The 24,110-nt window shown below is 74.1% G+C and carries 21 protein-coding genes; 11 read left to right on the top strand and 10 right to left on the bottom strand.

Features of this window, described 5'->3' with window-relative positions; genetic code table 11:
• Positions 1–49: 49 nt before the first annotated feature.
• From ACZ63H_RS07620 to ACZ63H_RS07610, 3 genes are all read right to left on the bottom strand, one after another.
• A complete protein-coding gene (locus ACZ63H_RS07620) occupies positions 50–802 on the bottom strand; it encodes a hypothetical protein (protein WP_469862892.1) in 753 nt (250 codons plus the stop codon).
• Between the two features lie 143 nt (positions 803–945).
• On the bottom strand, positions 946–1,239 hold the full coding sequence (locus ACZ63H_RS07615) for an MTH1187 family thiamine-binding protein (RefSeq protein WP_318201346.1): 294 nt from the start codon (positions 1,237–1,239) through the stop codon (positions 946–948).
• Positions 1,236–1,580 carry a DUF3817 domain-containing protein gene (locus ACZ63H_RS07610; protein ID WP_469862891.1) on the bottom strand — a complete coding sequence of 115 codons (345 nt, stop codon included), beginning with the start codon at positions 1,578–1,580 and terminating at the stop codon, positions 1,236–1,238. The genes ACZ63H_RS07615 and ACZ63H_RS07610 overlap by 4 nt, the downstream gene beginning before the upstream one ends.
• A gap of 228 nt (positions 1,581–1,808) precedes the next feature.
• Here ACZ63H_RS07610 and ACZ63H_RS07605 point away from each other — a divergent pair, with 228 nt between their 5' ends.
• The 4 genes from ACZ63H_RS07605 (at position 1,809) to ACZ63H_RS07590 (ending at position 4,466) form a co-directional block, all read left to right on the top strand.
• Positions 1,809–2,441 carry an AIM24 family protein gene (locus ACZ63H_RS07605; protein ID WP_469862928.1) on the top strand — a complete coding sequence of 211 codons (633 nt, stop codon included), beginning with the start codon at positions 1,809–1,811 and terminating at the stop codon, positions 2,439–2,441.
• Positions 2,441–3,091, top strand: a complete 651-nt coding sequence (locus ACZ63H_RS07600) for an AIM24 family protein (protein WP_469862890.1) — start codon at positions 2,441–2,443, stop codon at positions 3,089–3,091. Before ACZ63H_RS07605 ends, ACZ63H_RS07600 begins: the two co-directional genes overlap by 1 nt.
• Entirely contained in the window at positions 3,088–3,897 is an 810-nt protein-coding gene (locus tag ACZ63H_RS07595) for an AIM24 family protein (protein ID WP_469862889.1), read from the top strand. Before ACZ63H_RS07600 ends, ACZ63H_RS07595 begins: the two co-directional genes overlap by 4 nt.
• A gap of 92 nt (positions 3,898–3,989) precedes the next feature.
• Complete coding sequence (locus ACZ63H_RS07590) at positions 3,990–4,466, top strand: MarR family winged helix-turn-helix transcriptional regulator (RefSeq protein ID WP_469862888.1); 477 nt, start codon at positions 3,990–3,992, stop codon at positions 4,464–4,466.
• A gap of 528 nt (positions 4,467–4,994) precedes the next feature.
• Here the strand turns inward: ACZ63H_RS07590 and ACZ63H_RS07585 are convergent.
• From ACZ63H_RS07585 to ACZ63H_RS07575, 3 genes are all read right to left on the bottom strand, one after another.
• Positions 4,995–6,251 carry an MFS transporter gene (locus ACZ63H_RS07585; protein ID WP_469862887.1) on the bottom strand — a complete coding sequence of 419 codons (1,257 nt, stop codon included), beginning with the start codon at positions 6,249–6,251 and terminating at the stop codon, positions 4,995–4,997.
• 148 nt (positions 6,252–6,399) lie between these two features.
• Entirely contained in the window at positions 6,400–7,356 is a 957-nt protein-coding gene (meaB, locus tag ACZ63H_RS07580) for a methylmalonyl Co-A mutase-associated GTPase MeaB (protein WP_469862886.1), read from the bottom strand.
• Between the two features lie 48 nt (positions 7,357–7,404).
• On the bottom strand, positions 7,405–8,604 hold the full coding sequence (locus ACZ63H_RS07575) for an acetyl-CoA C-acetyltransferase (protein WP_469862885.1): 1,200 nt from the start codon (positions 8,602–8,604) through the stop codon (positions 7,405–7,407).
• 149 nt (positions 8,605–8,753) lie between these two features.
• Here ACZ63H_RS07575 and mce point away from each other — a divergent pair, with 149 nt between their 5' ends.
• From mce to ACZ63H_RS07550, 5 genes are all read left to right on the top strand, one after another.
• Positions 8,754–9,194 (top strand): methylmalonyl-CoA epimerase, encoded by a 441-nt coding sequence (gene mce / locus ACZ63H_RS07570; protein ID WP_030790098.1) that lies wholly within the window; start codon positions 8,754–8,756, stop codon positions 9,192–9,194.
• Positions 9,195–9,421: 227 nt separating this feature from the next.
• Entirely contained in the window at positions 9,422–13,609 is a 4,188-nt protein-coding gene (gene scy, locus ACZ63H_RS07565) for a polarized growth protein Scy (RefSeq protein ID WP_469862884.1), read from the top strand.
• A 187-nt stretch (positions 13,610–13,796) separates the two neighbouring features.
• Positions 13,797–14,732: a cellulose-binding protein gene (locus ACZ63H_RS07560; RefSeq protein ID WP_467933478.1), complete on the top strand. Its 936-nt coding sequence runs from the start codon at positions 13,797–13,799 to the stop codon at positions 14,730–14,732.
• A gap of 258 nt (positions 14,733–14,990) precedes the next feature.
• Positions 14,991–16,514 (top strand): ABC transporter ATP-binding protein, encoded by a 1,524-nt coding sequence (locus tag ACZ63H_RS07555; protein WP_469862883.1) that lies wholly within the window; start codon positions 14,991–14,993, stop codon positions 16,512–16,514.
• A complete protein-coding gene (locus ACZ63H_RS07550; protein WP_469862882.1) occupies positions 16,511–17,398 on the top strand; it encodes an ABC transporter permease in 888 nt (295 codons plus the stop codon). The genes ACZ63H_RS07555 and ACZ63H_RS07550 overlap by 4 nt, the downstream gene beginning before the upstream one ends.
• 35 nt (positions 17,399–17,433) lie before the next feature.
• On the opposite strand, the gene ACZ63H_RS07545 is transcribed toward ACZ63H_RS07550, so the two are convergent.
• Positions 17,434–17,766 carry an ATP/GTP-binding protein gene (locus ACZ63H_RS07545; protein ID WP_469862881.1) on the bottom strand — a complete coding sequence of 111 codons (333 nt, stop codon included), beginning with the start codon at positions 17,764–17,766 and terminating at the stop codon, positions 17,434–17,436.
• A gap of 222 nt (positions 17,767–17,988) precedes the next feature.
• On the opposite strand from ACZ63H_RS07545, the gene ACZ63H_RS07540 reads away from it, so the two are divergent.
• Entirely contained in the window at positions 17,989–19,017 is a 1,029-nt protein-coding gene (locus ACZ63H_RS07540; protein WP_469862880.1) for an LLM class flavin-dependent oxidoreductase, read from the top strand.
• A 144-nt stretch (positions 19,018–19,161) separates the two neighbouring features.
• Here ACZ63H_RS07540 and ACZ63H_RS07535 read toward each other — a convergent pair whose 3' ends face one another.
• Complete coding sequence (locus ACZ63H_RS07535; RefSeq protein ID WP_469862879.1) at positions 19,162–19,554, bottom strand: SCO5389 family protein; 393 nt, start codon at positions 19,552–19,554, stop codon at positions 19,162–19,164.
• A gap of 280 nt (positions 19,555–19,834) precedes the next feature.
• Between ACZ63H_RS07535 and nucS the strand changes: the two genes are divergently transcribed.
• Positions 19,835–20,506 (top strand): endonuclease NucS, encoded by a 672-nt coding sequence (nucS, locus tag ACZ63H_RS07530; protein WP_469862878.1) that lies wholly within the window; start codon positions 19,835–19,837, stop codon positions 20,504–20,506.
• Between the two features lie 208 nt (positions 20,507–20,714).
• On the opposite strand, the gene ACZ63H_RS07525 is transcribed toward nucS, so the two are convergent.
• The gene (locus ACZ63H_RS07525) at positions 20,715–23,435 is read right to left on the bottom strand and encodes an ATP-binding protein (RefSeq protein WP_469862877.1); all 2,721 of its coding nucleotides are present in this window, start codon (positions 23,433–23,435) and stop codon (positions 20,715–20,717) included.
• 301 nt (positions 23,436–23,736) lie between these two features.
• A complete protein-coding gene (locus ACZ63H_RS07520; protein WP_014675024.1) occupies positions 23,737–24,060 on the bottom strand; it encodes an STAS domain-containing protein in 324 nt (107 codons plus the stop codon).
• Positions 24,061–24,110: the final 50 nt, after the last annotated feature.

Genomic DNA, 24,110 nt, shown 5'->3' with positions numbered 1-24,110 from the left:
GCGGGGGCGTCATCCGTGCTTCTCCGGGAGGCCGTCCGGGACGGCGGCGTCATCCGTGCTTCTCCAGCGTGTTCAGCAGGCGGGGGGCGCGGGTGCGGCCGGTGGGGGCGCGCAGGCAGCGGCGGGCGGCCGGGGTGCCGGCGAGGGGCGCCTTGAACAGGGCGAGGAAGACGCCGGGCACGAGCAGCAGCGGGCACAGGAAGGCCATGGCGTCGGCGAAGGGACCGGGCAGGCCGGGGAGCGAGCCGCGGCCGAGCACGGTCAGGCCGAGGGCGAGGACGAGGGCGCGGACGGCGAGTTCGGCGAGCCAGTTGCACCGGGCCCGTTCGGGGGTGATGCCCCGCTCCAGCCAGAGCCGGAGCCGGTCGAAGGACCAGGCGGTCGCCCAGCCCATGAGCGGGCGGAACAGCAGGCGGTCGGCGAGGGCGCCGGGCGCTCCCCAGCGCGGGCGGTAGTCGTAGCCGGTGAGGAAGCGGACGCCGTGGGCGTCGGGCACGTACCGCCAGTAGCCGCTGCCCTCGGCGATGAGGGAGAGGGGGTGCGGGGAGGCGAAGCGCAGGGCGGAGGTGCGGGTGCCGTCGGCGCGTTCCTTCTCGCCGGCGGCGACGCCGGTGCCGGAGACGGTGAGGAACGGCAGGACGCGCGTGGCGTACCGGAAGCGCTGCGGTTCGCCCTCCGTGCGCGGGAGGTGGTCGATCCGGGTGAACCGCAGGTCCCAGCGTTGGTGCCGGGCGGGGTCCTGGGTGCGCGCCCACAGCTCGTCGAGGCCGGCCCGGATGTGCGTCTCTATGTAGAGACCCATGTGTTCCCCCACGTGAGCACGGTGTTTGAGCGACTGCTCAAATCATCTGGCGCTGAACGTACACCTTTTTGAGCGATCGCTCAAAGAGGCGGGACGGAAAAACCCCGGCCCTGGAGGACCGGGGTTTCGCGCGGGGGGACGCGCTAGGAGGCGAGGTGCCGTTCGACGGTCTCCACCTTGCTGGTGAGGCCGTCGGTCACGCCGGGGCGGATGTCGGCCTTGAGGACGAGCGATACGCGCGGGGCGCGGGCCTCGACGGCGGCGACGGCGCGCTTGACGACGTCCATGACCTCGTCCCACTCGCCCTCGATCGAGGTGAACATGGCGTCGGTGCGGTGGGGCAGGCCCGAGGCGCGGACCACGCGGACGGCGTCGGCGACGTACTCCCCCACGTCCTCGCCGACGCCGAGGGGCGTCACGGAGAAGGCGACGATCATGCGTTCACGACTCCTTCCTGGCGGGCGCGGGCGGCGATGACGGCGTCCTCGGCCTCGCGGCGCAGCCGGCGCTCGGCGAAGAAGCCGCCGGTGGGCAGGACCGAGAGGACGAAGTAGAGGGCCGCGGTCTTCAGGGGCCACTTGGTCCGGTTCCAGGCGTCCGCCCAGAAGATCACGTACAGGACGAAGAGGACGCCGTGGACCGCCCCCATCACGGGGACCGCGTCGAAGTCCGTGGTCCGCTTCAGCACCGAGCAGACGAGCAGGATCAGGAAGGACACGGCCTCCGGGGCCGAGACCAGGCGGAGGCGGCGGAGGGCGGTGGCGGTCTTGATGTCCACGGGTCACCTTCGGTGGGAGGGTCGACGACGGTCTGCCGGCTACGGACTGCCGGTTGGAGCGCGCCGGCGCGTGCCGGAGCGTACCGGCGACGGCACCGGTTTGTGAACGCACGCACAAGCGTTCCCCCATTGTGGCAAACCGCGCCCCTAGGGGGCCGCTCAGGGTGGGTTTCCACCCGTGGGCCCTGTTCCGCCCACCCGCGCCGCCGCTACTTTCGCTGCGTGGCGATGTTCCGACTCCAGGGCAGCAAGGTGCTCGCCGTCGACATGACCGGGGACGCCGTGAAGGCGAAGAACGGCTCCATGGTCGCGTACGACGGGCAGATGGCCTTCAAGAAGCTGAGCGGTGGCGGCGAGGGGCTGCGGGGGATGGTGACCCGGCGGCTCACCGGCGAGCAGATGACGGTGATGGAGGTGAAAGGGCACGGGACGTGCTGGTTCGCGGACCGGGCGTCCGAGATCAACCTGGTCACCCTCCGGGGGGACAAGCTCTACGTCGAGGCGGGCAATCTGCTGGCGACGGACGCGGCGCTGCGCACGGGGACGACGTTCACCGGCGTGCGCGGGGCCTCCCAGGGCAACGGCCTGTTCACGACGACCGTGGAGGGCCACGGGCAGGCGGCGATCCTCTCGGACGGTCCGGCGGTCGCCCTCCGCGTCAGCCCGCAGTACCCGCTGACCGTGGACCCGGGCGCCTATGTCGCCCATCAGGGTGATGTCCGGCAGTCCTTCCAGTCCGGTGTGACGTTCCGCACGTTCCTCGGCGAGGGCGGCGGCGAGGCCTTCCAGATCCGCTTCGAGGGCGACGGGCTGGTGTACGTGCAGCCGAGCGAGCGGACCACGATCGCGGGGGACGTGTGATGACCTTCCGGGAGATCAACGCCAAGATGGTGGAGGCGACCGTGGCGCCGGGGCAGCGGCTGTTCAGCCAGCGCGGCGCGATGCTCGCCTACCGCGGGGACGTGTCCTTCACGCCCAACCTCCAGGGCGGCCAGGGCGGGCTGATGTCCATGCTCGGGCGCCGGGTGGCCGGCGAGGCGACCCCGCTGATGACCGTGGAGGGCAGCGGCACGGTCTTCTTCGGGCACGGCGGCCACCACGTCCATGTGATCACCCTCTCCGGTGACACGCTCCACGTGGAGGCCGACCGGCTGCTCGCCTTCGAGGGCACGCTGCGGCAGGGCACGATGTTCCTGGGCGCCCAGGGCGGGGTGATGGGCCTGGTGCGCGGCCAGGTCACCGGGCAGGGCCTGTTCACGACGACGCTCCAGGGGCACGGCTCGGTGGCGGTGATGGCGCACGGCGGCGTCTTCGAGATCCCGGTCACCCCGCAGCGCCCGGTCCACGTCGACCCGCAGGCGTACGTCGCCCACCACGGCGAGGTCCGCAACAGGCTGTCCACCGCGCTCGGCTGGCGCGAGATGGTGGGCCGCGGCTCCGGCGAGGCCTTCCAGCTGGAGCTGAGCGGCAACGGAACGGTGTTCGTCCAGGCGTCGGAGGAGAAGCTGTGAGCACCTACGGAACCCCGGGCGCCGCACCGGTCGCGTACGACCCGCTGTCGCTGCCCGCGGACGACAACGTCAACCCGTACACCTTCTGCGTGGAGCTCAGGAGCGGGCAGTGGTTCCTGCAGAAGGGAAAGATGATCGCCTACTACGGGACGATCGAGTTCAACGGCATCGGGCACGGGCGACTCGACCGGCTTGTCCGTACGTCGTTTCATTCGCCACTGCACGCGAGCGACTGGGTCGTGGCGGAGGGCTCCGGGAAGATGCTGCTGGCCGACCGGGCGTTCGACGTCAACTCCTACGACCTGGACGACGGGAACTTGACCATTCGCGCGGGCAATCTGCTCGCTTTTCAGCCAAGTCTGGCCCTCAAACAGTCGATCGTCCCGGGATTTCTGACCCTCATCGGAACCGGCAAGTTCGTGGCGGCATCAAACGGTCCGGTGGTGTTCCTGGAGCCTCCGATCCGGGTCGACCCCCAGGCGCTCGTCGGGTGGGCCGACTGCCCGTCCCCGTGCCATCACTACGGCCATGGGTACCTGACGGGTGTACTGGGCGGTCTACGTGCGATGACGGGCTTCGGCGGGGTCTCCGGGGAGGAGCACCAGTTCGAGTTCGTCGGCGCGGGGACGGTCCTGCTGCAGTCGACCGAGACCCTCATGGCCGAGGCGGCGACGGGGGCGGTTCCGTCCGAACCGGGCGTGCCCGGGGGTGGCGGAATGGCACCGGACGGACACGGTCCGCAATCGCCGGGCGCACCGCGCCTTCCCGGACAGCTGGGAGACCTCCAGCGTCGCTTCGGGCTGTGAGCGGTAGTCTGCGGAGTGTGACGTCGAACGCGTGCGCACAGTCACACCACCCGAAGTAGTTCGCCATTCAACTTCTTAGGTAGACTTCATTCATGGAGACCGAGACGGCCACGCGCTGGCTGACCGATGCGGAGCAGTGCGCCTGGCGCACCCACCTGGAGGTCAACAGGCTGTTGACGTACCAGCTCGAGAAGGATCTGCAGCCGTTCGGCCTGACAATGAACGACTACGAGATCCTGGTGAACCTGTCCGAGTCGGAAGACGTACGGATGCGGATGAGCGACCTCGCCTCCGCGACCCTGCAGTCCAAGAGCCGGCTCTCGCACCAGATCACGCGCATGGAGAACGCCAACCTGGTTCGCCGCGAGAACTGTGACACGGACCGGCGGGGGCTGTACGCCGTGCTCACGGACCACGGCATGGAGACCATGCGGAAGGTCGCCCCGCACCACGTGGCATCGGTGCGGCGCCACTTCATCGATCTGCTGTCGACGGACGCGCTGATGGAACTGGACAAGGCGCTCAAGCCGGTCGCCGAGCACCTGAGAGGACAGCGGGGACGCCCCTGAGCCTCCCCCTGACGCGGGCGGCGGCGGTCACCGGCCACCCCCGCCCGCGCACCCCGGCCGGGAACCGCTGGCGGCACCCGCCGGACACCCGCCCGGCCACCCCGCCGCACGACCTGCGCCATCCGGGGCCGGGCAGGGGCCGGCGGCTCCCCGAGCGCCCGCCGCGCATCCCCGCGCCCCCGCGCACCCGACGGCGGTCGCCACCGCCGCCGGGACACGGCGCATCACCAGCCACCAGCGGTCCGGCGACGGCCGACCAGGTCGTACAGGGATCAACCCGTCCACCGCCGTCCGTACGCGCCCCCGCCGCGACCGCGACCCCGATCACCGCCGGGGCGGCGCGGCACAGTGGCAGTCACGGGCGGTCGGACAGTGGCAGTCACGGGCGGTCGGAGGGCGGCAGACGACGCCGGGGGGCCGCGTCGCCCGGTGCCCGCCGCGCCACCCCGCCCATCCGGTGGTGGCCGCAGCCGCCAGGGCGCGGCGCGTCCGTGGTCACGGACGGCCGGCCGGCGGCAGCGCTCTCGCTCAGCCGCGTTCGCCGGGTGCGGGCGCGGTCACCCGCGCCGCACGGGCCGCACGGCCCGTCCCGCGCGCACGGCCCGCCGCGCCCGCGCGGCCCATGGCGGCCGCGGCCGTCGCCAGGACGGTGGCGCCCGCCAGGGCGAAGCACAGGGGCAGCGGCAGGCGGTCGATGAGCAGGCCGGCCGCCAGGGCCCCGGCCGAACTCCCCGCGTTCACGCCGGTGTTCACCCAGGCCCCGGCCCGGATGCGGGTGTCCCGCGTCGCCGTCTCGTCGGCCAGCAGATACGCGGTGGTCAGCGCGGGGGCGATGAACGCGCCCGCGACGGCCAGCCCGGCCGACAGGGTCCACAGACCGGGGGCCAGCCCCGCCGCCGCCAGCACCAGCCCGAAGGCGGCGGCGAACCGGCACAGCCGGACCCGGGCGGCCACGCGCCAGCGCACCGCCCCGGCCGCGAGCCCGCCGAGCGCGCTGCCCACCGAGAGGGCGCCCAGGGCCCAGGGGACCAGCGCGGTGTCGTAGGAGCGGGCCGCGGCGAAGGCCAGCACCAGCAGTTCCACGGCGCTGATGGCCAGCCCGAGGCCCAGCGCGACCACGACCGCCGGCAGCAGGCCCCGCACCGGGGCCGGCCGTTCCCGGGGGGCGGCGGGGCGCGGGCCGGGCAGCGCCGGGGAGGTGACGAAGGCACACGTGCCGGCCACGTTCAGGGCCGCGCTCAGCAGGATCCCCGCGGCCGCCGGGGCGACGCCCAGGAGCACGCCGACCAGCGCCGGGCCGGAGACGTACAGCAGTTCCTCGGCGACGGCGTCGAGGCTGTAGGCGCGCCGTGACATGGCCTCGTCGGGCATCAGCTCCGACCACAGGGCGCGCATGGCCGGGCCCAGCGGCGGCGCGCAGCAGCCCGCGAGCGCGGCGGTGCCGGCGAGGGCCGCCGCCGGGGCGCCCGGACGCCAGGTCAGCGCGGCCAGGAGGGTCAGCAGGGCGCCGTACAGCACCGACATGGGCAGCAGGGCCCGGCGCGGGCCGTGGCGGTCGACGAGGGCGGCGCGCAGCGGCATCAGCAGGACCGTGGCGGCGCCGAACAGGGACAGCACGACACCGGAGACGGCCCAGGAACCGGTGACGGCGGTGACGGACAGCGGCACGGCCAGGCCGACCGTGGCGTAGGACAGACGGGCCGTCAGGGCGGCGGTGAAGGTGCGGCGGGCCTGGGGCACGCGCAGGACGGCGGCGTACGAGGGCCGCGACAGGGGCGTGGACACGCGGATGTTCCTCTGGGAGAGGCGGAAAAGGGGACACCTGGGGCCGCGGTGACCGTCTGCGCGGCCCCGCGTGCCGGGCGTGCCCTATGCCATGAGGAGGAACAACATGCCGGTCACGGTAGCAGCGTGCTCACCGGACCGGCCAGACTCAGCCCTGGGTCAGGCCGGCGACCAGTTCGTCCGCCGCGCGGTAGGGGTCCAGCTCGCCGGCGGCGACGCGTTCGGCGAGGGCGCCGAGCCGGCGGTCGCCGTGCAGGTCACCGATGCGTTCGCGCAGCGCGGTAACGGCGATGGTCTCCACCTCGCGGGCCGCGCGGGCCTTGCGGCGCTCGGCGAGGACGCCCCGCTCCTCCATCCAGGCCCGGTGCTTCTCCAGGGCCTCCACGACCTCGTCGACGCCTTCCGCGCGGGCCGCGACGGTCTTGACGATGGGCGGGCGCCAGTCGCCGGGGCCGCGGGACTCGCCCAGGCCCAGCATGTGGTTCAGCTCGCGGGCGGTGGCGTCGGCGCCGTCCCGGTCGGCCTTGTTGACCACGTAGACGTCGCCGATCTCCAGGATGCCGGCCTTCGCCGCCTGGATGCCGTCGCCCATGCCCGGGGCGAGCAGCACCACGCTGGTGTCGGCCTGGGAGGCGATCTCGACCTCGGACTGGCCGACGCCGACCGTCTCGACCAGGATCACGTCGCAGCCCGCCGCGTCCAGCACCCGGATGGCCTGCGGGGCGGCCCAGGCCAGTCCGCCCAGGTGGCCGCGGGTGGCCATGGAGCGGATGTAGACCCCGGGGTCGGAGGCGTGGTCGGACATCCGGACCCGGTCGCCGAGCAGGGCGCCGCCGGAGAACGGCGAGGACGGGTCGACGGCCAGGACGCCGACCCTCCTGCCCTGCTTGCGATAGGCGGTGACCAGCGCGGAGGTGGAGGTCGACTTGCCGACGCCGGGCGAGCCGGTCAGGCCCACCACATAGGCGTTGCCGGTCAGCGGCGCCAGTGCCGCCATGACCTCCCTGAGCTGCGGTGACGCCCCCTCCACCAGGGAGATCAGCCGGGCCACGGCCCGCGGCCGGCCTTCCCTGGCCTGGGCCACCAGAGAGGAGACGTCCTGCATCACAACTCCGTTCACTTCACCGACGTACCGGAATCGGACCTACGGGTCTCAGGCCTTGGGCACCCGCACGATCAGCGCGTCGCCCTGGCCGCCGCCGCCGCACAGCGCGGCGGCGCCGACCCCGCCGCCCCGGCGCTTGAGCTCCAGCGCCAAGTGCAGCACGAGACGGGCGCCGGACATGCCGATCGGGTGACCCAGCGCGATGGCGCCGCCGTTGACGTTCACCTTTTCCGTGGACACGCCGAGGTCCTTCATTGACTGCACGGCGACCGCCGCGAAGGCCTCGTTGATCTCGATGAGGTCCAGGTCGGCGACGTCCAGTCCCTCCTTCTTCAGCGCGTGCCGGATGGCGTTGGACGGCTGCGACTGCAGGGAGTTGTCGGGACCGGCCACATTGCCGTGCGCGCCGATCTCCGCGAGCCACTCCAGGCCCAGCTCCTCGGCCTTGGCCTTGCTCATCACGACCACGGCGGCGGCGCCGTCGGAGATCTGCGAGGAGGAACCGGCGGTGATCGTGCCGTCCTTGGCGAAGGCCGGGCGGAGCTTCGCCAGGGACTCGGCGGTGGTGTCGGCGCGGATGCCCTCGTCCTTGCTGAACAGCACCGGGTCGCCCTTGCGCTGCGGGATCTCCACCGGGGTGATCTCGGCCTCGAACAGGCCGTTCTTCTGGGCGGCGGCGGCGCGCTGGTGGGACAGGGCGGCGATCTCGTCCTGCTCGGGACGCTCGATGCCCAGGCGGGTGTTGTGCTTCTCGGTGGACTCGCCCATCGGGATGTTCTCCCACGGGTCGGTCAGGCCGTCGTGGGCCATGGCGTCGAGCATCTGGACCGCGCCGTACTTGTAGCCCTCGCGGGACTTGGGCAGCAGGTGCGGGGCGTTGCTCATGGACTCCTGGCCGCCCGCCACGACGATGTCGAACTCGCCGGCGCGGATCAGCTGGTCCGCGAGGGCGATGGCGTCGAGACCGGAGAGACACACCTTGTTGACGGTGAGCGCCGGGACGTTCATCGGGATGCCGGCCTTGACGGCGGCCTGGCGGGCCGGGATCTGGCCCGCGCCGGCCTGGAGCACCTGGCCCATGATCACGTACTGCACCTGGTCGCCGCCGATCCCCGCACGGTCGAGGGCGGCCTTGATCGCGAAGGCTCCGAGGTCGGCTCCGGAGAAGGACTTCAGGGAGCCCAGCAGCCGCCCCATGGGCGTCCGGGCGCCCGCGACGATCACCGAGCTGGTCGTTCCAGAAGACATGAGGTGCGATCCCCTTCCAGCTGCGTACAGCCGAGGAGTGAACGAGGGTTTACTTCGAATGTACTGAGCGGTTGGACACGCCGTCATCGGCCTGTCGGTGTGATCGCGCGCACGTTGCGTAACCACCCCGGGGGCGCTGCACTGAATCCATGCTGACGCGAATCGACCACATCGGGATCGCCTGCCACGACCTCGACGCGACCGTCGAGTTCTACCGGGCCACGTACGGCTTCGAGGTGTTCCACACCGAGGTCAACGAGGAGCAGGGCGTGCGCGAGGCCATGCTCCGGATCAACGGCACGTCCGACGGCGGCGCCTCCTACCTCCAGCTGCTCGAACCGGTCCGCGAGGACTCCACGGTCGCCAAGTGGCTGGCGAAGAACGGGGAGGGCGTCCACCACATCGCCTTCGGCACCGCGGACGTGGACGCCGACTCCGAGGAGATCCGGGGCAAGGGCGTGCGGGTGCTCTACGACGAGCCCCGGCGCGGCTCCATGGGCTCGCGGATCACCTTCCTGCACCCCAAGGACTGCCACGGAGTCCTCACAGAACTGGTCACTTCGGCCCCTGTTGAGACGCCCGAGCACTGACCCCCGTACATAAGGGCCGGTAGGGTTGGGGGCGGTCGTCCCGTCCACCGGGGCGACCGGGTCCTGCCGTTGCCGGCGGGACCCGGCCGGGGTCCGGGTTTCGGGGGCGAGCGTCGGGGCATCAGCCCGTGCTCCGCCGTCTGTCTGACACCATTCCCCGGGGGCCCCGTCCGCGGACGGACGGAGCTCGTTGGAGAAGCTGACCAGGGGACGGATGGGACCGCGCAGTGCGGGGCTACGAGAGCCAGGAGCGAGAGCCGGCGGCTGACGTCGACCACCTCTCTCGGTTCGAGGCCGAGATGAAGCGGCTGAGGACCGAGCGGGAGAAGGCGATCCAGCACGCCGAGGACCTCGGCTACCAGGTCGAGGTGCTGCGCGCCAAGCTGCACGAGGCGCGCCGCACCCTCATGACCCGGCCCGCCTACGACGGCGGTGACATCGGCTACCAGGCCGAGCAGTTGCTCCGCAACGCCCAGATGCAGGCCGAGCAGCTGCGCCAGGACGCCGAGCGGGAGCTGAGCCAGGCCCGCGCGCAGACCCAGCGCATCCTCCAGGAGCACGCCGAGCAGGCCGCCCGGCTCCAGGCGGAGCTGCACCAGGAGGCGGTGACCCGGCGCCAGCAGCTCGACCAGGAGCTGGCCGAGCGCCGCGCCACCGTCGAGTCGCACGTCAACGAGAACGTGGCGTGGGCGGAGCAGTTGCGCGCCCGCACCGAGCAGCAGGCCCGCCGGCTGCTGGAGGAGTCCCGCGCGGAGGCCGAGCAGGCGATGGCCGCCGCCCGCGCGGAGGCCGAGCGGCTGACCCGGGAGGCCCGGGAGCGGCTGCGGAGCGAGGCGGAGTCCGCACGCGCCGAGGCCGACCAGATCCTGCGCCGGGCCCGCGCGGACGCCGAGCGGCTGCTGAACGCGGCCTCCACGCAGGCGCAGGAGGCCACCGAGCACGCCGAGCAGCTGCGCACGGCCACGGTCACCGAGTCGGACGCGGCCCGCCGGCAGGCGGCCGAGCTGAGCCGGGCCGCCGAGGAGCGGATGACGGCGGCCGAGGAGGCGCTGCGCAAGGCGCACGCCGAGGCCGAGAAGGTGGTCACCGAGGCGAAGGAGGCCGCCGCCAAGGCGCTGGCCACGGCCGAGGCCGCCAACGAGACGCGGACGCGCACCGCCAAGGAGCAGGTCGCCCGGCTGGTCGAGGAGGCCACCAAGGAGGCCGAGCACACCCGGTCCGAGGCCGAGCAGCTGGTCGCGGACGCCCGCGCCGAGGCCGAGAAGCTCGTCGCCGAGGCCGCCGAGAAGGCCCGCACGATCACCGCCGAGGAGACGGCCACCCAGCTGTCCAAGGCGGCCAAGACCGCCGAGGACGTGCTCGACAAGGCGTCGGAGGACGCCCGCAGGACCACCCGGGCCGCCGCCGAGGAGGCCGAGCGGATCCGCTCGGAGGCCGAGGCCGAGGCGGACCGGCTGCGCGCCGAGGCACACGACATCGCCGAGCAGCTCAAGGGCGCGGCCAAGGACGACACCAAGGAGTACCGGGCCAAGACGGTCGAGCTCCAGGAGGAGGCCCGCCGGCTGCGCGGCGAGGCCGAGCAGCTGCGCGCCGACGCGGTCGCCGAGGGCGAGTCGATCCGTGCCGAGGCCCGCCGCGAGTCCGTCGCCAAGATCGAGGAGGCGGCCAGGACCGCCGAGGAGCTGCTGGCCAAGGCCAAGGCGGACGCCGAGGAGCTGCGGCAGACCGCGACGGCCGACAGCGAAAAGGTCCGCGCCGAGGCCGCCGAGCGCGCCACCTCCCTGCGCCGGCAGGCTGAGGAGGCCCTGGAACGCGCCCGCGAGGAGGCCGAGCGGCTGCGCGCCGAGGCCGCCGAGCAGGCCGAGACGGCCCGGACGGACGCCGAGAAGGCCGCGCGGGAGCTGCGCGAGGAGACCGAGAAGGCCGTCGAGGCCCGGCGTGCCGAGACCGCCGAGGAACTGGCCCGGCTGCAGTCCGAGGCGCAGGAGCGGCTGGCGTCGGCCGAGCGGGCGCTGACCGAGGCCCGCGAGGAGGCCGCCCGGGTCCGCCGGGAGACCGCCGAGGAGAGCGAGCGGCTGCGCGCGGAGTCCGCCGAGCGGATCCGTACGCTCCGGCAGCAGGCCGAGGCCGAGGCCGAGCGGCTGCGCACCGAGGCCGCCGCCGACGCGTCCGCCTCCCGCGCCGAGGGCGAGTCCATCGCCGTACGGCTGCGGTCGGAGGCCGCCGCCGAGGCCGAGCGGCTGAAGGCGGAGGCCCAGGACACCGCCGACCGGGTGCGCGCGGAGGCGCAGGCCGCCGCCGAGCGGCTGGGCGCCGAGGCGTCCGAGACGCTGGCCGCCGCGCAGGAGGAGGCCGCCCGGCGCCGCCGCGAGGCCGAGGAGCTGCTCGGCGCCGCCCGCGAGGAGGCCGACCAGGAGCGGCAGCGGGCCCGGCAGCAGAGCGAGGAGCTGCTGGCCGCCGCCCGCAAGCGGGTCGAGGAGGCGCAGGCCGAGGCCACCCGGCTGGTGGAGGAGGCCGACCGGCGCGCCGGCGAGATGGTCGCCGCCGCCGAGCAGCACGCCCAGCAGGTCCGGGACTCCGTCGCGGGGCTGCACGAGCAGGCGCAGGAGGAGATCGCCGGACTGCGCTCGGCCGCCGAGCACGCGGCGGACCGTACCCGGCGGGAGGCCGAGGAGGAGGCGGACCGGGTCCGCGCCGACGCCTACGCCGAGCGGGAGCGGGCGGGCGAGGACGCCGCCCGGGTCCGGCGCGAGGCGCACGAGGAGACGGAGGCCGCGAAGGCGCTGGCCGAGCGGACGACGGCGGAGGCGATCGCCGAGGCCGAGCGGCTGCGCGCGGACGCGGGCGAGTACGCCCAGCGGGTGCGCACCGAGGCGTCGGACGCGCTCGCCGAGGCGGACCAGGCGGCGGCCCGTACCCGGGCGGACGCCCGCGAGGACGCCAACCGCATCCGCTCGGACGCCGCCACCCAGGCCGACACCCTCATCACCGAGGCCCGCAGCGAGGCCGAACGGCTCCAGACCGAGACCGCCGCCGAGGCCGAGCGCGTGCGCACCGAGGCGATCACGGAGGCGGAGCGGCTGCGGACGGAGACGGCCGCCGAGGCCGAGCGGATCCGGACGAAGGCGTCGCAGACGCTGGCCGAGGCCGACGAGGCGGCGGCCCGTACCCGGGCGGACGCCCGCGAGGACGCCAACCGCATCCGCTCGGACGCCGCCACCCAGGCCGACACCCTCATCACCGAGGCCCGCAGCGAGGCCGAACGGCTCCAGACCGAGACCGCCGCCGAGGCCGAGCGCGTGCGCACCGAGGCGCTGACCGAGGCCGAGCGCGTGCGCGCGGAGGCCGTCGCGAACGCCGAGCAGCTGATCGGGGACGCCACGGGCGACGCCGAGCGGCTGCGGGCGGAGGCCGCCGAGCAGGTCGGCTCCGCGCAGACGCACGCCAAGCGGGTGCGGGCGGAGGCCGAGCGGACGAAGGCGGACGCCGAGGCCGAGGCCGAACGGCTCGTCGGCTCCGCGCGCCAAGAGGCCGAGCGGACCCTGGACGAGGCCCGCAAGGACGCCAACAAGCGGCGTTCGGAGGCGGCCGAGCAGGTCGACAAGCTCATCACGGAGACCACGGCCGAGGCCGACAAGCTGCTCGCCGAGGCGCAGGCGCAGGCCCTGAAGACCACGGCGGACGCCGAGTCGCAGGCCGACGCGATGGTGGGCGCGGCCCGCAGCGAGGCCGAGCGGATCGTCGCCGAGGCGACCATCGAGGGCAACTCGCTGGTGGAGAAGTCCCGTACGGACGCGGACGAGCTGCTGGTCGGCGCGCGCCGGGACGCCACCGCCATAAGGGAGCGCGCGGAGGAACTGCGCAACCGGGTCACCACGGAGATCGAGGAGCTGCACGAGCGGGCCCGCCGGGAGGCCGCCGAGACGATGAAGTCCACCGGCGACCGCTGCGACGCGCTCATCAAGGCCGCCGAGGAGCAGCTCGCGAAGGCCGAGGCGAAGGCCAAGGAGCTGGTCACGGAGGCCGATTCCGAGGCGGGCAAGGTGCGGATCGCCGCGGTGAAGAAGGCCGAGGGGCTGCTCAAGGAGGCCGAGCAGAAGAAGGCCCGCCTGGTCAAGGAGGCCGAGGAGCTGAAGGCCCAGGCGGTGAGCGACGCCCGGCGTACCGTGGAGGAGGCCGAGGAGCTGAAGGCGGAGGCGATCCGCGAGGCCCGGCGCACCGTCGACGAGGGCAAGCGGGAGCTGGAGCTCCTGATGCGCCGGCGCGAGGACATCAACGCCGAGATCTCCCGGGTGCAGGACGTCCTGGAGGCACTGGAGTCCTTCGAGGCGCCCGCCTCCGGCAAGGACGGCGGGGTCAAGGCGGGCGCCACGGTGGGCGCCCCCCGTTCGGGTGGCAAGGCGTCAGAAGGCTAGCGTTCGGGGAGGGTTCGGGTGTTTTCTGGGGGCTTTGCCCGACTCCTCGGCGAGCCGTGCCACGGCCGGCCACCCAAAAGAGGTGCCATTCTCCAGATCAAAACCGTATCCGCTCGATGACACACCGCTGCGGCCCCTAGGATTCCTTTTATCACCTCACTCACCGGTCTCATTCGACAGGAACCCCATGAGCGACACTTCCCCCTACGGCTTCGAGCTTGTGCGGCGTGGATACGACCGCGCTCAGGTGGACGAACGTATCTCCAAGCTCGTCTCCGACCGTGACAGCGCTCTCGCCCGGATCACCGCCTTGGAGAAGCGCATCGAGGAGTTGCACCTCGAAACGCAGAACGCCCAGGCCCAGATCACGGACGCCGAGCCGTCGTACGCGGGTCTCGGCGCGCGGGTCGAGAAGATCCTGCGGCTGGCCGAGGAAGAGGCCAAGGAGCTGCGTGAGGAGGCCCGGCGGGCGGCCGAGCAGCACCGCGACCTCGCCGAGTCCGCGGCCCAGCAGGTCCGCAACGACGCCGAGACGTACTCGGCCGAGCGCAAGGCGAAGGCCGAGGACGAGGGCGTCCGGATCGTCGAGAAGGCGAAGGCCGACGCGGCCCAGCTGCGCGCCGAGGCGCAGAAGGACGCGCAGTCCAAGCGCGAGGAGGCGGACGCCCTCTTCGAGGAGACCCGCGCCAAGGCCGCGCAGGCCGCCGCCGACTTCGAGACCAACCTCGCCAAGCGGCGCGAGCAGTCCGAGCGCGACCTCGCCTCGCGCCAGCAGAAGGCCGAGAAGCGGCTCGCCGAGATCGAGCACCGGGCGGAGCAGCTGCGCCTGGAGGCGGAGAAGCTGCGCACCGACGCCGAGCGCCGGGCCCGCCAGACCGTGGAGACCGCCCAGCGGCAGGCCGAGGACATCGTGGCCGACGCCAACGCCAAGGCGGACCGGATCCGTTCGGAGTCCGAGCGGGAGCTGGCGGCGCTCACCAACCGCCGCGACAGCATCAACGCCCAGCTGACGAACGTCCGCGAGATGCTCGCCACGCTGACCGGCGCCGCGGTGGCCGCGGCCGGCACCTCCAGCGACGACGAGCCGGTCTCCCGCAGCGTCCCGGCGCAGCAGTCCCGGTAGTCGTACGCGACGCTGACACCGTGAGGGGCGGTGGGGCCCGGCCCCACCGCCCCTTCGCCGTTCCCTGCCGCGAACCGCGAGGCCCGGTGATCAAGGGCGCCCATGTCCTCCCCGGGGCGCCGCGGCCGCGGCCGTCGCCCTCCGCGGGCGCTCCCGCTTTACTCTCTCTTGGGCGGAACCGTCAGCGCCTGGATATCCTCCTAACCCTTACGGGGGCGTGTGCCCCGCCTTCCTGAACCTTTTCGATGGGTGCGGAGCATGATCGAGGCTGTCGGCCTGACCAAGCGCTACGGCGACAAGACCGCCGTGTACAACCTTTCCTTCCGGGTGCGGCCGGGCGCCGTGACCGGCTTCCTCGGGCCGAACGGCTCGGGCAAGTCGACGACGATGCGGATGATCCTCGGGCTGGACAACCCCACGTCCGGGTCGGTCACCATCGGCGGCTACCCGTACCGCAAGCTGCCCAACGCACCCCGTCAGGTCGGTGCGCTGCTCGACGCCAAGGCCGTGCACGGCGGCCGTTCCGCCCGCAACCACCTGCTGAGCCTCGCCCAGCTGTCGGGCATCCCGGCCCGCCGGGTGGACGAGGTGCTCGGCGTCGTCGGCCTCCAGGACGTGGCCAAGAAGCGCTCCAAGGGTTTCTCGCTGGGCATGGGCCAGCGCCTCGGCATCGCCGCCGCGCTGCTCGGCGACCCGCAGGTGCTGCTCTTCGACGAGCCGGTCAACGGCCTCGACCCCGAGGGCATCCTCTGGGTCCGCAACCTGATGAAGGCGCTCGCGGCGGAGGGCCGGACGGTCTTCGTCTCCTCCCACCTGATGAGCGAGATGGCGCTGACCGCCGACCACCTCATCGTGATCGGCCGCGGGCAGCTGCTCGCCGACATGAGCGTGACGGACTTCATCTCGGCGAACTCCGCCGACTTCGCGCGCGTCCGCACCCCCGACACCGAGCCGCAGCTGCGGGAGAAGCTGTCCTCCGCGCTCGCCGAGGCGGGTGGGCACGTGCTGCCCGAGCAGGACGGCGCGCTGCGGGTGACCGGGCTGCCGCTGCCCCGCATCAGCGACCTCGCGCACGAGGCGGGCGTCCGGCTGTGGGAGCTGTCCCCGCACCAGGCCTCGCTGGAAGAGGCGTACATGCGGATGACCCAGGCCGCGGTGGACTACCGCTCGACCGTCGACCAGAAGGCGGGTCTCCAGCAGCCGCTGCCGCCCGGCGCCCAGCCGCCCGTGCCGGTCCCCGGCCAGGGCCAGCCCGGCTGGTACGCCCCGCCGCCGCCCCAGCAGGGCCAAGCGCCCTTCACGATGCCGGCGGGCGGCCCGTACGGCGGCGCCCCGGCGCCCGGCCAGGGCGCGAACGGCTACGGCGCTCCGGGCGCGGGTGCCGCCCCGGGGGCGGCCCCGGGCACGCCCAACCCGTACGCCCAGCCCGCACCCCCGGCCCCCGCGGCCGCACCGGCGCCTTCGGGCACGGCGGGCCAGGCGGGCGCGCCGGGCCAGGCGGGCGCGCCGGGCCAGGCCGCCGGTCGGGCCCCGCAGCCCGCGCCGGCTCCCTCGGCCCCGGCGGCGCCGCCGGTGGCGCAGGACCGGCCGACGCCGTCGACCCAGAAGGCGCCGGCCGCCCCGCAGGCCCCCTCGGCGCCGCCCGCGCCGCAGCAGGCGCCCGCCGCCGCGCCGGCCCCCGCCGCGAGCCAGGCCCCCGCTCCCGGCGCGGCCCCGGCTCCCGGACCGGCCGCCGCCCCCGTCTCCGCCGCCCCGACGACCCAGCCCGAGGACGCCCGATGAGCACCCCCCAGCCCCCGATGCCGCAGGCCCCCGCCGCCGCGCCCGACTGGCACGCGGCGGCGCCCGGAGGGGCGTACCCCGGCTACACCTCGCCCATCCCGGTCGTGCGCACCCACCTCGGGCACGCGCTGGCCTCCGAGTGGACGAAGATCAGGTCGGTGCGCTCCACGATGTGGACGCTCGGCGTGTTCGTGCTGCTCGTCGTCGGCATCGGCCTCGCCGCCGGCGCGCTGGTCGAGGCGAACTCCGACCCCTCGACCCTGGCCGGCGAGAACCCGCTGTCGTTCGGCTTCTTCGGCCTGCTCCTCGGTTCCATCTGCATCATCACGCTCGGCGTGCTGACCACAGCCTCGGAGTACGGCACGGGCATGATCCGCACGACGATGACCGCGTGCCCGAGCCGGGCCCGGGTGCTCGCCGCGAAGTCGCTCGTGTTCTTCGCCGTCGCCTTCGTGTTCACCCTGGTCACGTCCGCCTTCGTGGCGATGGTCCAGGTGTCCATGCTGGAGGGCGCGGGCGCCGACGCCCCGAGCGGCTCGGAGTGGTTCAAGGCCACCGTCGGCATCAGCCTCTACATCGCGCTGCTCGGGCTGCTCTCGCTGCTCATCGGCTCGGTCATCCGGCACTCCGCGGGCGCCATCACCATCATGATCGGCGTGGTGCTGGCACCGCTCGTGATCGCGATGTTCATGGTCGCGGAGTCGATGGAGAAGCTGCGCGACTGGCTGTTCGAGTACTCGATCCCGAACCAGCTGAGCGTCTTCTACGCCAACTCCCTGACCGAGTCCGGCCCGTCCGGCTGGGACCCGCTGTGGATCATGCTGGGCGTGACGGCGGCGGTGTACGCGGGCACGTACGCGCTGCTGCGGAGCCGCGACGTGTAGCCCCGCGGGGACGTCGCGAGGACGGGCCCCGCGGCTCAGAACCTCGGCGCGTTACGGGACCGCCGCACCGGCGTGGTGCGGCGGTCCTTCGCGTTCCAGCAGGCCTTGTGCCAGTGCCGGCGGTCGTCGACGCCCGCGAACTCCGGCCAGGCCACCACGTGCGGGACGCCGGAGGGGATCAGCTGGTCGCAGCCCGGGCAGCGGTAGGTCTTGCCCTCCGCGCTGGCCCCGGCGACGTGCCGCACGCTCCAGTCCTCGCCCTGCCAGCTCTCCGTGGACTGCCAGCCGCCGTACCGGCCGGCGCGGTCGTCCTCGGCGCTCCGGCCCGACGATCCGGCTGCCTTCGGTCGGTTGCGACGCGGGGACACGGGACACCTCTCGGGGCTATACAGGGAGCACGGGCGCCATCCAGCCTACGCGGCGCCGAGCGGGGTACGTGTACGGAACCAACCCCCACAAGTCCCCCTCCGAAGCGATCCATTCTGCAGACAATCGGCAAATCTCCCCGCGAGACCGTGTCCTTGGCACGTGTCGGACGGTTATGCCCGGTGGGGGAGCTCCGGGTCGGAGCCAAGGAAGCAGGAAATGCGATGCGCGTAGGAACCTTTGTGCTGGCCGCCCAGTTCCCGGGCCAGGGCCCCGGCGAGGCCCTGCACCGGGCCGTCCGCTCGGCGGAGGTCGCCGAGCAGTCCGGGCTGGACGCCGTATGGCTGGCCGAGCACCACTTCGTGCCCTACGGCACATGCCCGTCGGCGGTCACCCTGGCCGCGCTGCTGCTGGGCCGCACCCGCCGCATCCGGGTCGGCACGGCGGTCAGCGTCCTGCCCACCGCCCACCCGGTCGCCCTCGGCGAGCAGGCCGCGCTGCTCCACCTGACCAGCGGCGGACGGTTCACGCTGGGCGTCGGGCGCGGCGGCCCCTGGGTGGACCTGGAGGTGTTCGGCGCGGGCCTGGAGGCCTACGAACACGGGTTCCCCGAGTCACTCGATCTGCTGCTGCGCTGGCTGGGCGAACCGTCGGTGGCGGCCTCCGGGGAGCGGTTCTCCTTCCGGGAGGTGCCCGTGGTGCCCCGCCCGTCGGACGCCCTGACGGACACCCCGGGCCCCGAGGTCGTCCTGGCCTGCACCTCGCCGGCGAGCGTACGCCTCGCCGCCGAGCGCGGGCTGCCGATGCTGCTCGGCATGCACGTCGGGGACGAGGAGAAGGCCGAGATGGTCGCCCTGTGGCGGGACTGCGCCCGCGCGGCGGGCCTGCCGGCCGAGGAGATCGCGGGCGCCGCCCATGTCTCGGCCGGGGTCTGCCAGCTCGCCGACCGGCGCGCGGACGCGGCCGAAACCCTGCTGAAGGCGATGCCGGGCTGGCTGCGCCAGGGCCTCGCGGCCCATATGACGGTGCACGGACGCGAGCGGGTGATGCGTGATCCGTACGCCTACACCGAGCTGCTCTGCGGGCTGCATCCGGTGGGCACCCCCCGGCTCGCCGCCGACCGGCTCGCGGCCACCTCGGAGCGCACCGGAATCAGCCGCTTCGCCCTCATGGTCGAGGGCTCGGGGCAGCTCGCGGCCACCGAGGAGAACCTGCGGCGGCTCGGCACCGAGGTCCTGCCCCGGCTGCGCTGACCGCCCGGCCCCGGGCCGGCCGGCCCCGGTGCGGGGCCGGCCGGGGGCTCGCCGCCCCGACGACGTATGCGCACCTCCCGCGAGGTGGAGCGGCAAGCCGACGGCCGCCCGGTCCGATCCGGTCCCGGCCGTACCGCGGCCGCGTCAGCAGTCCCGGAACTCCGGCGACTGGTTCAGCAGTTGGCTGCGCACCGACGTGAAGCGGGCCAGCTTCTCGTCCACCGAGGCGTCCAGCGGGAAGACCGCCACCCGGTGGCAGTTCTGGAAGGCCAGCCGCACACCGAAGTGCCGCTGCAGCGCGCCGCGTATGGCGTCACTCGCGAGCGCACGCAGCAGCTGACCGCGCGCCTGCTCGTCCGGCGGGGGCGTCTGGTTGTCGGCGAAGGGTCCGCCGTCCACCTTCAGCTGGGCCACCAGGGAGCTGATCATCTCCCATGCGTAGGGCAGGGAGGTCCGGACGCAGTCGACGAATGCTGCATCGTCGACCTCGCCTCGCTCGGCCTGTTCGAGTAGGGCCGGTGAGACGTCGAGCGACATGGGTTCTCCTCTCGCACCCCCGAAGCGCAGGGGTTGGCGGACAGAACAGATAGGGGAGTTCGCGACTTCGAACACGCTCGGTACAGGGACCGCGACCTCCCGTCCCTACGGTAGGCAACGGTCGGTGACCACACCAGCAGAATGCGTATATGGAACGGTCGGCTCATGCTCACTATCGGCCAGGGATGAACAAGAGTTTCCAGGGACAAATGGGGCGATCCGCAGGGAGCGGGATGGGCGGATCGCGTGCACCGGCGCGCGTCGAGTAGCGTTGCCGACCATGCGTCTCGTCATTGCCCGGTGCTCGGTCGACTACGCCGGCCGGCTCACCGCCCACCTTCCCTCGGCGCCGCGCCTGATCCTCGTCAAGGCGGACGGCAGCGTCTCCATCCACGCCGACGACCGGGCCTACAAGCCGCTCAACTGGATGTCGCCGCCCTGCACGCTGAAGGAGGGGACGGGCGAGGACGCGGGCGTGTGGACCGTCGTCAACAAGGCGGGCGAGAAACTGATCATCACGATGGAGGAAGTCCTGCACGACTCCTCGCACGAACTCGGGGTGGATCCGGGCCTGATCAAGGACGGCGTGGAAGCGCACCTCCAGGAACTGCTCGCCGACCGCATCGAGACCCTGGGCGAGGGGTACAGCCTCATCCGCCGCGAGTACATGACCGCGATCGGGCCGGTGGACATCCTGTGCCGGGACGCCGACGGGCAGACGGTCGCGGTGGAGATCAAGCGGCGGGGCGAGATCGACGGCGTGGAGCAGCTCACCCGCTACCTGGAACTGCTGAACCGCGATCCCCATCTGGCGCCGGTCCGCGGCATCTTCGCCGCGCAGGAGATCAAGCCCCAGGCCCGCGTCCTCGCCACCGACCGCGGGATCGGCTGCCACATCCTCGACTACGACGCCCTCCGCGGCATCGAGGACGACAAGCTCCGCCTCTTCTGACCGCCCCGGCCCCCGCCGTCCCCGCCGCGACGGGCCCCGGCCGGCACCGCCGGACACAGGCACCGCGGCGTGCCGGGGCCGCGGCGGAACGACGGCACCGGCACGGGGCCGTCTGCGTTCTCACACCGTCACCGGCGGACCGGCCACCGGGCACCTCCGCCGCGACGGCGCCCCACCCGCGCGGCCCCCTCCCCCGGCGCCGGCGGGGTCAGATCAGCGGGTTCGTCGAGGACGGGGCCGGGAGGGACGCCGAGGCCGTGGTGCCCTCGGTGGAACCGGAGGTCGTCGTGCCGGAGGTGTCGCCGGTCGTCGCGCCGCCGGTGCCGGTGCCGCCGTCCGCCGTACCGCCCGTGGCCGCGCCGTCCGTGGAGCCGCCCGTCGTCTCGCCCGTCGTACCGGTCGAGCCGCCGGTCTCGGTCCCCGTCGAGCCGCCCGTGGACGTGCCGTCCGTGGAGCCGCCGGTCGCCGAGCCGCCGCCGCCCGTGGACGTACCGCCGGACGAACCGGTGGAGCCCGTGTCGCCGCCCCCGGTCGACCCGCCGGACGTGCCGCCCGTCGTGCCGCCGGTGGACGAACCGCCCGATCCGCCGGGCTTCGGCGACGTCGAAGGCGAGCCGGAGGACGTGCCGGGACGCGACGGCTCGACGCTCTCCCGCGGACGCGTCGTGGCGCCCGGCGGGACGGGGTCGTCCGCCGTGCCGTACGTGCCGTCGGGCCCCGGCGACGTGGACCGGCCGCCGCCGGCCGCGCCGGTGTCCCCGGTCTCCGTCGGCCCCACGCCCGACTCGCCGTCGTCCGTCCCCTGGCTCGCCGACGGGTTGGCGTCGACCTTCCCCGCCGGGTCCCGTTCGCTGCTGCCGGAGGACGTCATGCCGAGCGTGACGACCGTGCCGAGCACGGCCGCGAGCAGCGCGCCCGCCCCCGCCGCCACCAGGTTGCGCCGGGCCAGCCGGCGCAGGCCGCCGCCCCGTACCGCGGGTCGCGCCCCCGGCTCCGGCGCCGATGCCGGCGCCGGCTGGGGCACGGTCTGCGGCACCGGCTGCGTCAGCTGCCGGGTGGCCGGGGGCTCGGCCGCAGGGCCGTGGGGCGCCGGCGCCGGTCCGTCCTGCCGCACCGCCGCCGGCTCCTCCTCCACCGGCACCACGGAGTCCGGCACCGCGGAGCCCGGCACGACGGAGTCCGGCACCGAAGACCCCGGCACCGCCGGTCCCCGCACCGACGCCCCCGGCACCTCACCGGCGAGGTCGGCGAGCAGCGCCAGCGCCCGGCGGCCGGCCACCGCGCCCCGCTTGTCGGCGAGGGCGCCGCGCAGCCCGCTCGACGCCTCCAGCTCGGCACGGGCCCGGCCGAACTGCCCGGTGCACAGCGCGAGGATGCCCAACTCGTGGTGGAAATAGGCTTGTTCGGCCACCTCGCCGGTCAGTCGGGCGGCCTCCGCGCCGGACCGCAGGGCCCGTTCCCAGGCGCTCCAGTGCAGCCCCGCCGCGAAGGCGGGCGCCGCCGTGCGCGCCAGCCGTACCGCGCCGCTCTCCTCGCCCTCCGCGCCCGGCGACGTACGCGGGACGACGGCGGCCAGCGCGGCCAGCACCGCGTCGGCCTCCGCGCACACCCGGTCGGGGGTGACCGAGGGATGCCCGGCCCACCAGGCGTAGTGCCGGGCCGCGGTCAGGGCGTGCCCGGCGGCGTCGTCGGCGTATCCGGCGGCCTCCAGCTGGGCCCGCACACCGGCCGCCAGCCGGTAGCGGGAGCCGACCGGGGCGACCAGCCCGCACTCCAGCAGTTCGGCGAGGGCCGCGTCGGCGTGGGTGTCGCCGACCAGGGCGGGCAGGTGGGCCTGGTGCGGCAGCTCCCCGCCGAGGGCCACCGCGAAGCGCAGGGCGGCCCGGGCCGAGGGAGTGAGCCGGGAGGCGAGCAGCGGGGCGGGCGCCGCGGCCTCGCCCAGGGACGGCAGCGGAACCTCCTCCGCCGGCTCGACCGGCAGGTCGAGGGCGTTGCGGACGTCCTCGAAGACGCCGTACTCGTCCACCGCGCCGGTGCTGACCCGCAGCTGGTCGCGCTGCCGCAGCAGGGCGCCGGCCTGGACGAACCGCAGCGGCAGCCCCTCGGACTCGAACCACAGGTCGCCGGCCCAGTTGACCTCCTCCTCGGTGAGCGCCCGGCCGGCGGTCCGCTCCAGGATCCGCAGCCCGGCGGCCCGGTCGAGGCCGCCGAGGAAGACCTCCTCCACGTCCGCCTCGGCGGAGGGAGCGGGCGCGTCGGGCGCGGCGCCGAACAGGAACGCGCACTCGGGGGTGGCGTCGAGCAGTTCGTCCAGGGCGGACCCGCCGAACTCCAGGTCGTCCAGGACGACGACCGCGCCGATCTCCCGGACGATCGCGAGGAGTTCGTCCGGATCGGGGCGGTAGCCGGGGGCGTGGTGGACGGCGTGGAACAGCTCGTGCAGCAGATCGCCGGGCGTGCGGCGGAAGCCGCCCAGGCGGACCACGCCGTCGGGGGCGAGGTCGCGGCAGTCCTCGGCGACCAGGTCGAGCAGGGCGGTGCGGCCGGAGCCGGCCGGGCCGGTGAGGCGGACCGAGCGGCCCCGGGCCAGCAGCCGGGCCAGGCGCTCGCGCTCCTCCTGCCGCTCCGGCACCGCGGGCTCGGCCGGGGTCGAGCCGGCCGGCGCGGGCGGACGGGCCGCGAGGGCGGCCTCGGCGCGTTCGGCGGCGGTGCGCCTGGGGGGCCTGCCGGGGCGCCCGGCCGGCGGGCAGGGCTCGATCTCGCTGCCGTCGACCGGGTTGACGGTCAGCTGGAGGCCGCCGCAGACCACCCGGTCCATGCGGGCGGGCGCGGGCGTGGCCGGGGCGAGGTCGGAGGCGAGGGGATCCCGGGGCGGGCGGCGGCTGTGCGCCTGGCCGTGGTCCTCGGGTCCCGGGTTGATCGGGTCCATGGGTTCAAGCTCCCAAAAGCGTCGTGTGCCCGTGTTGTGGCCCTCCCGGCCTTGTCGCACACCGCGCTGTCGCTTCTGGTCCGGGCCCGCTCGGTCGAGGGTCGCGAGACGGCGGGCGACCGCACACTAAACCGTCACGGGGTGTCTCCGACAGGGCGGGGTGCCATGCCGTCCGAGACGTCACGGTCTTGGGAGGATTTTCCCCGACGCGTGCGCCGGCGGATGCGCCAGGGTCGGGTCACTGCGCGCCGGTTCACCCGTACGCGCCGCACACCCCGCGCGTCCCGGCCTCGCGGGTGCCTCAGACCCGGGGCAGCGACTCCACGCCGATGCCGCCCTCGATGGCCAGGATGCGGTGCAGCCGGGTGGCCACCAGCAGGCGCTGCATCTGCGGGGGCACGCCCCGCAGCACCAGCCGGCGCCCGCAGCGGCCGGCCCTCCGGTGGGCACCCATGATCACGCCGAGTCCGGTGGCGTCCCAGGAATCCAGTTCGGACAGGTCGAGCACCAGGTCGCCGACTCCGGTGTCGACGGCCGAGTGCAGGGCCGTACGGGCGTCCGCCGCGCTGCGGACGTCGAGGCGGCCCCCGACGACCAGCTCGGCGTGGTCGCCCCTGATGTGCATATGCGCTCCCCGTTGAATGCGGTTGGCGTCTCGGTGACGGATGCTGTGCC

The organism is Streptomyces sp. NPDC104831 (assembly GCF_055583025.1).
The sequence above is the reverse complement of the archived record's forward strand: the minus strand, read 5'-3'. Positions and strand labels throughout refer to the sequence as shown.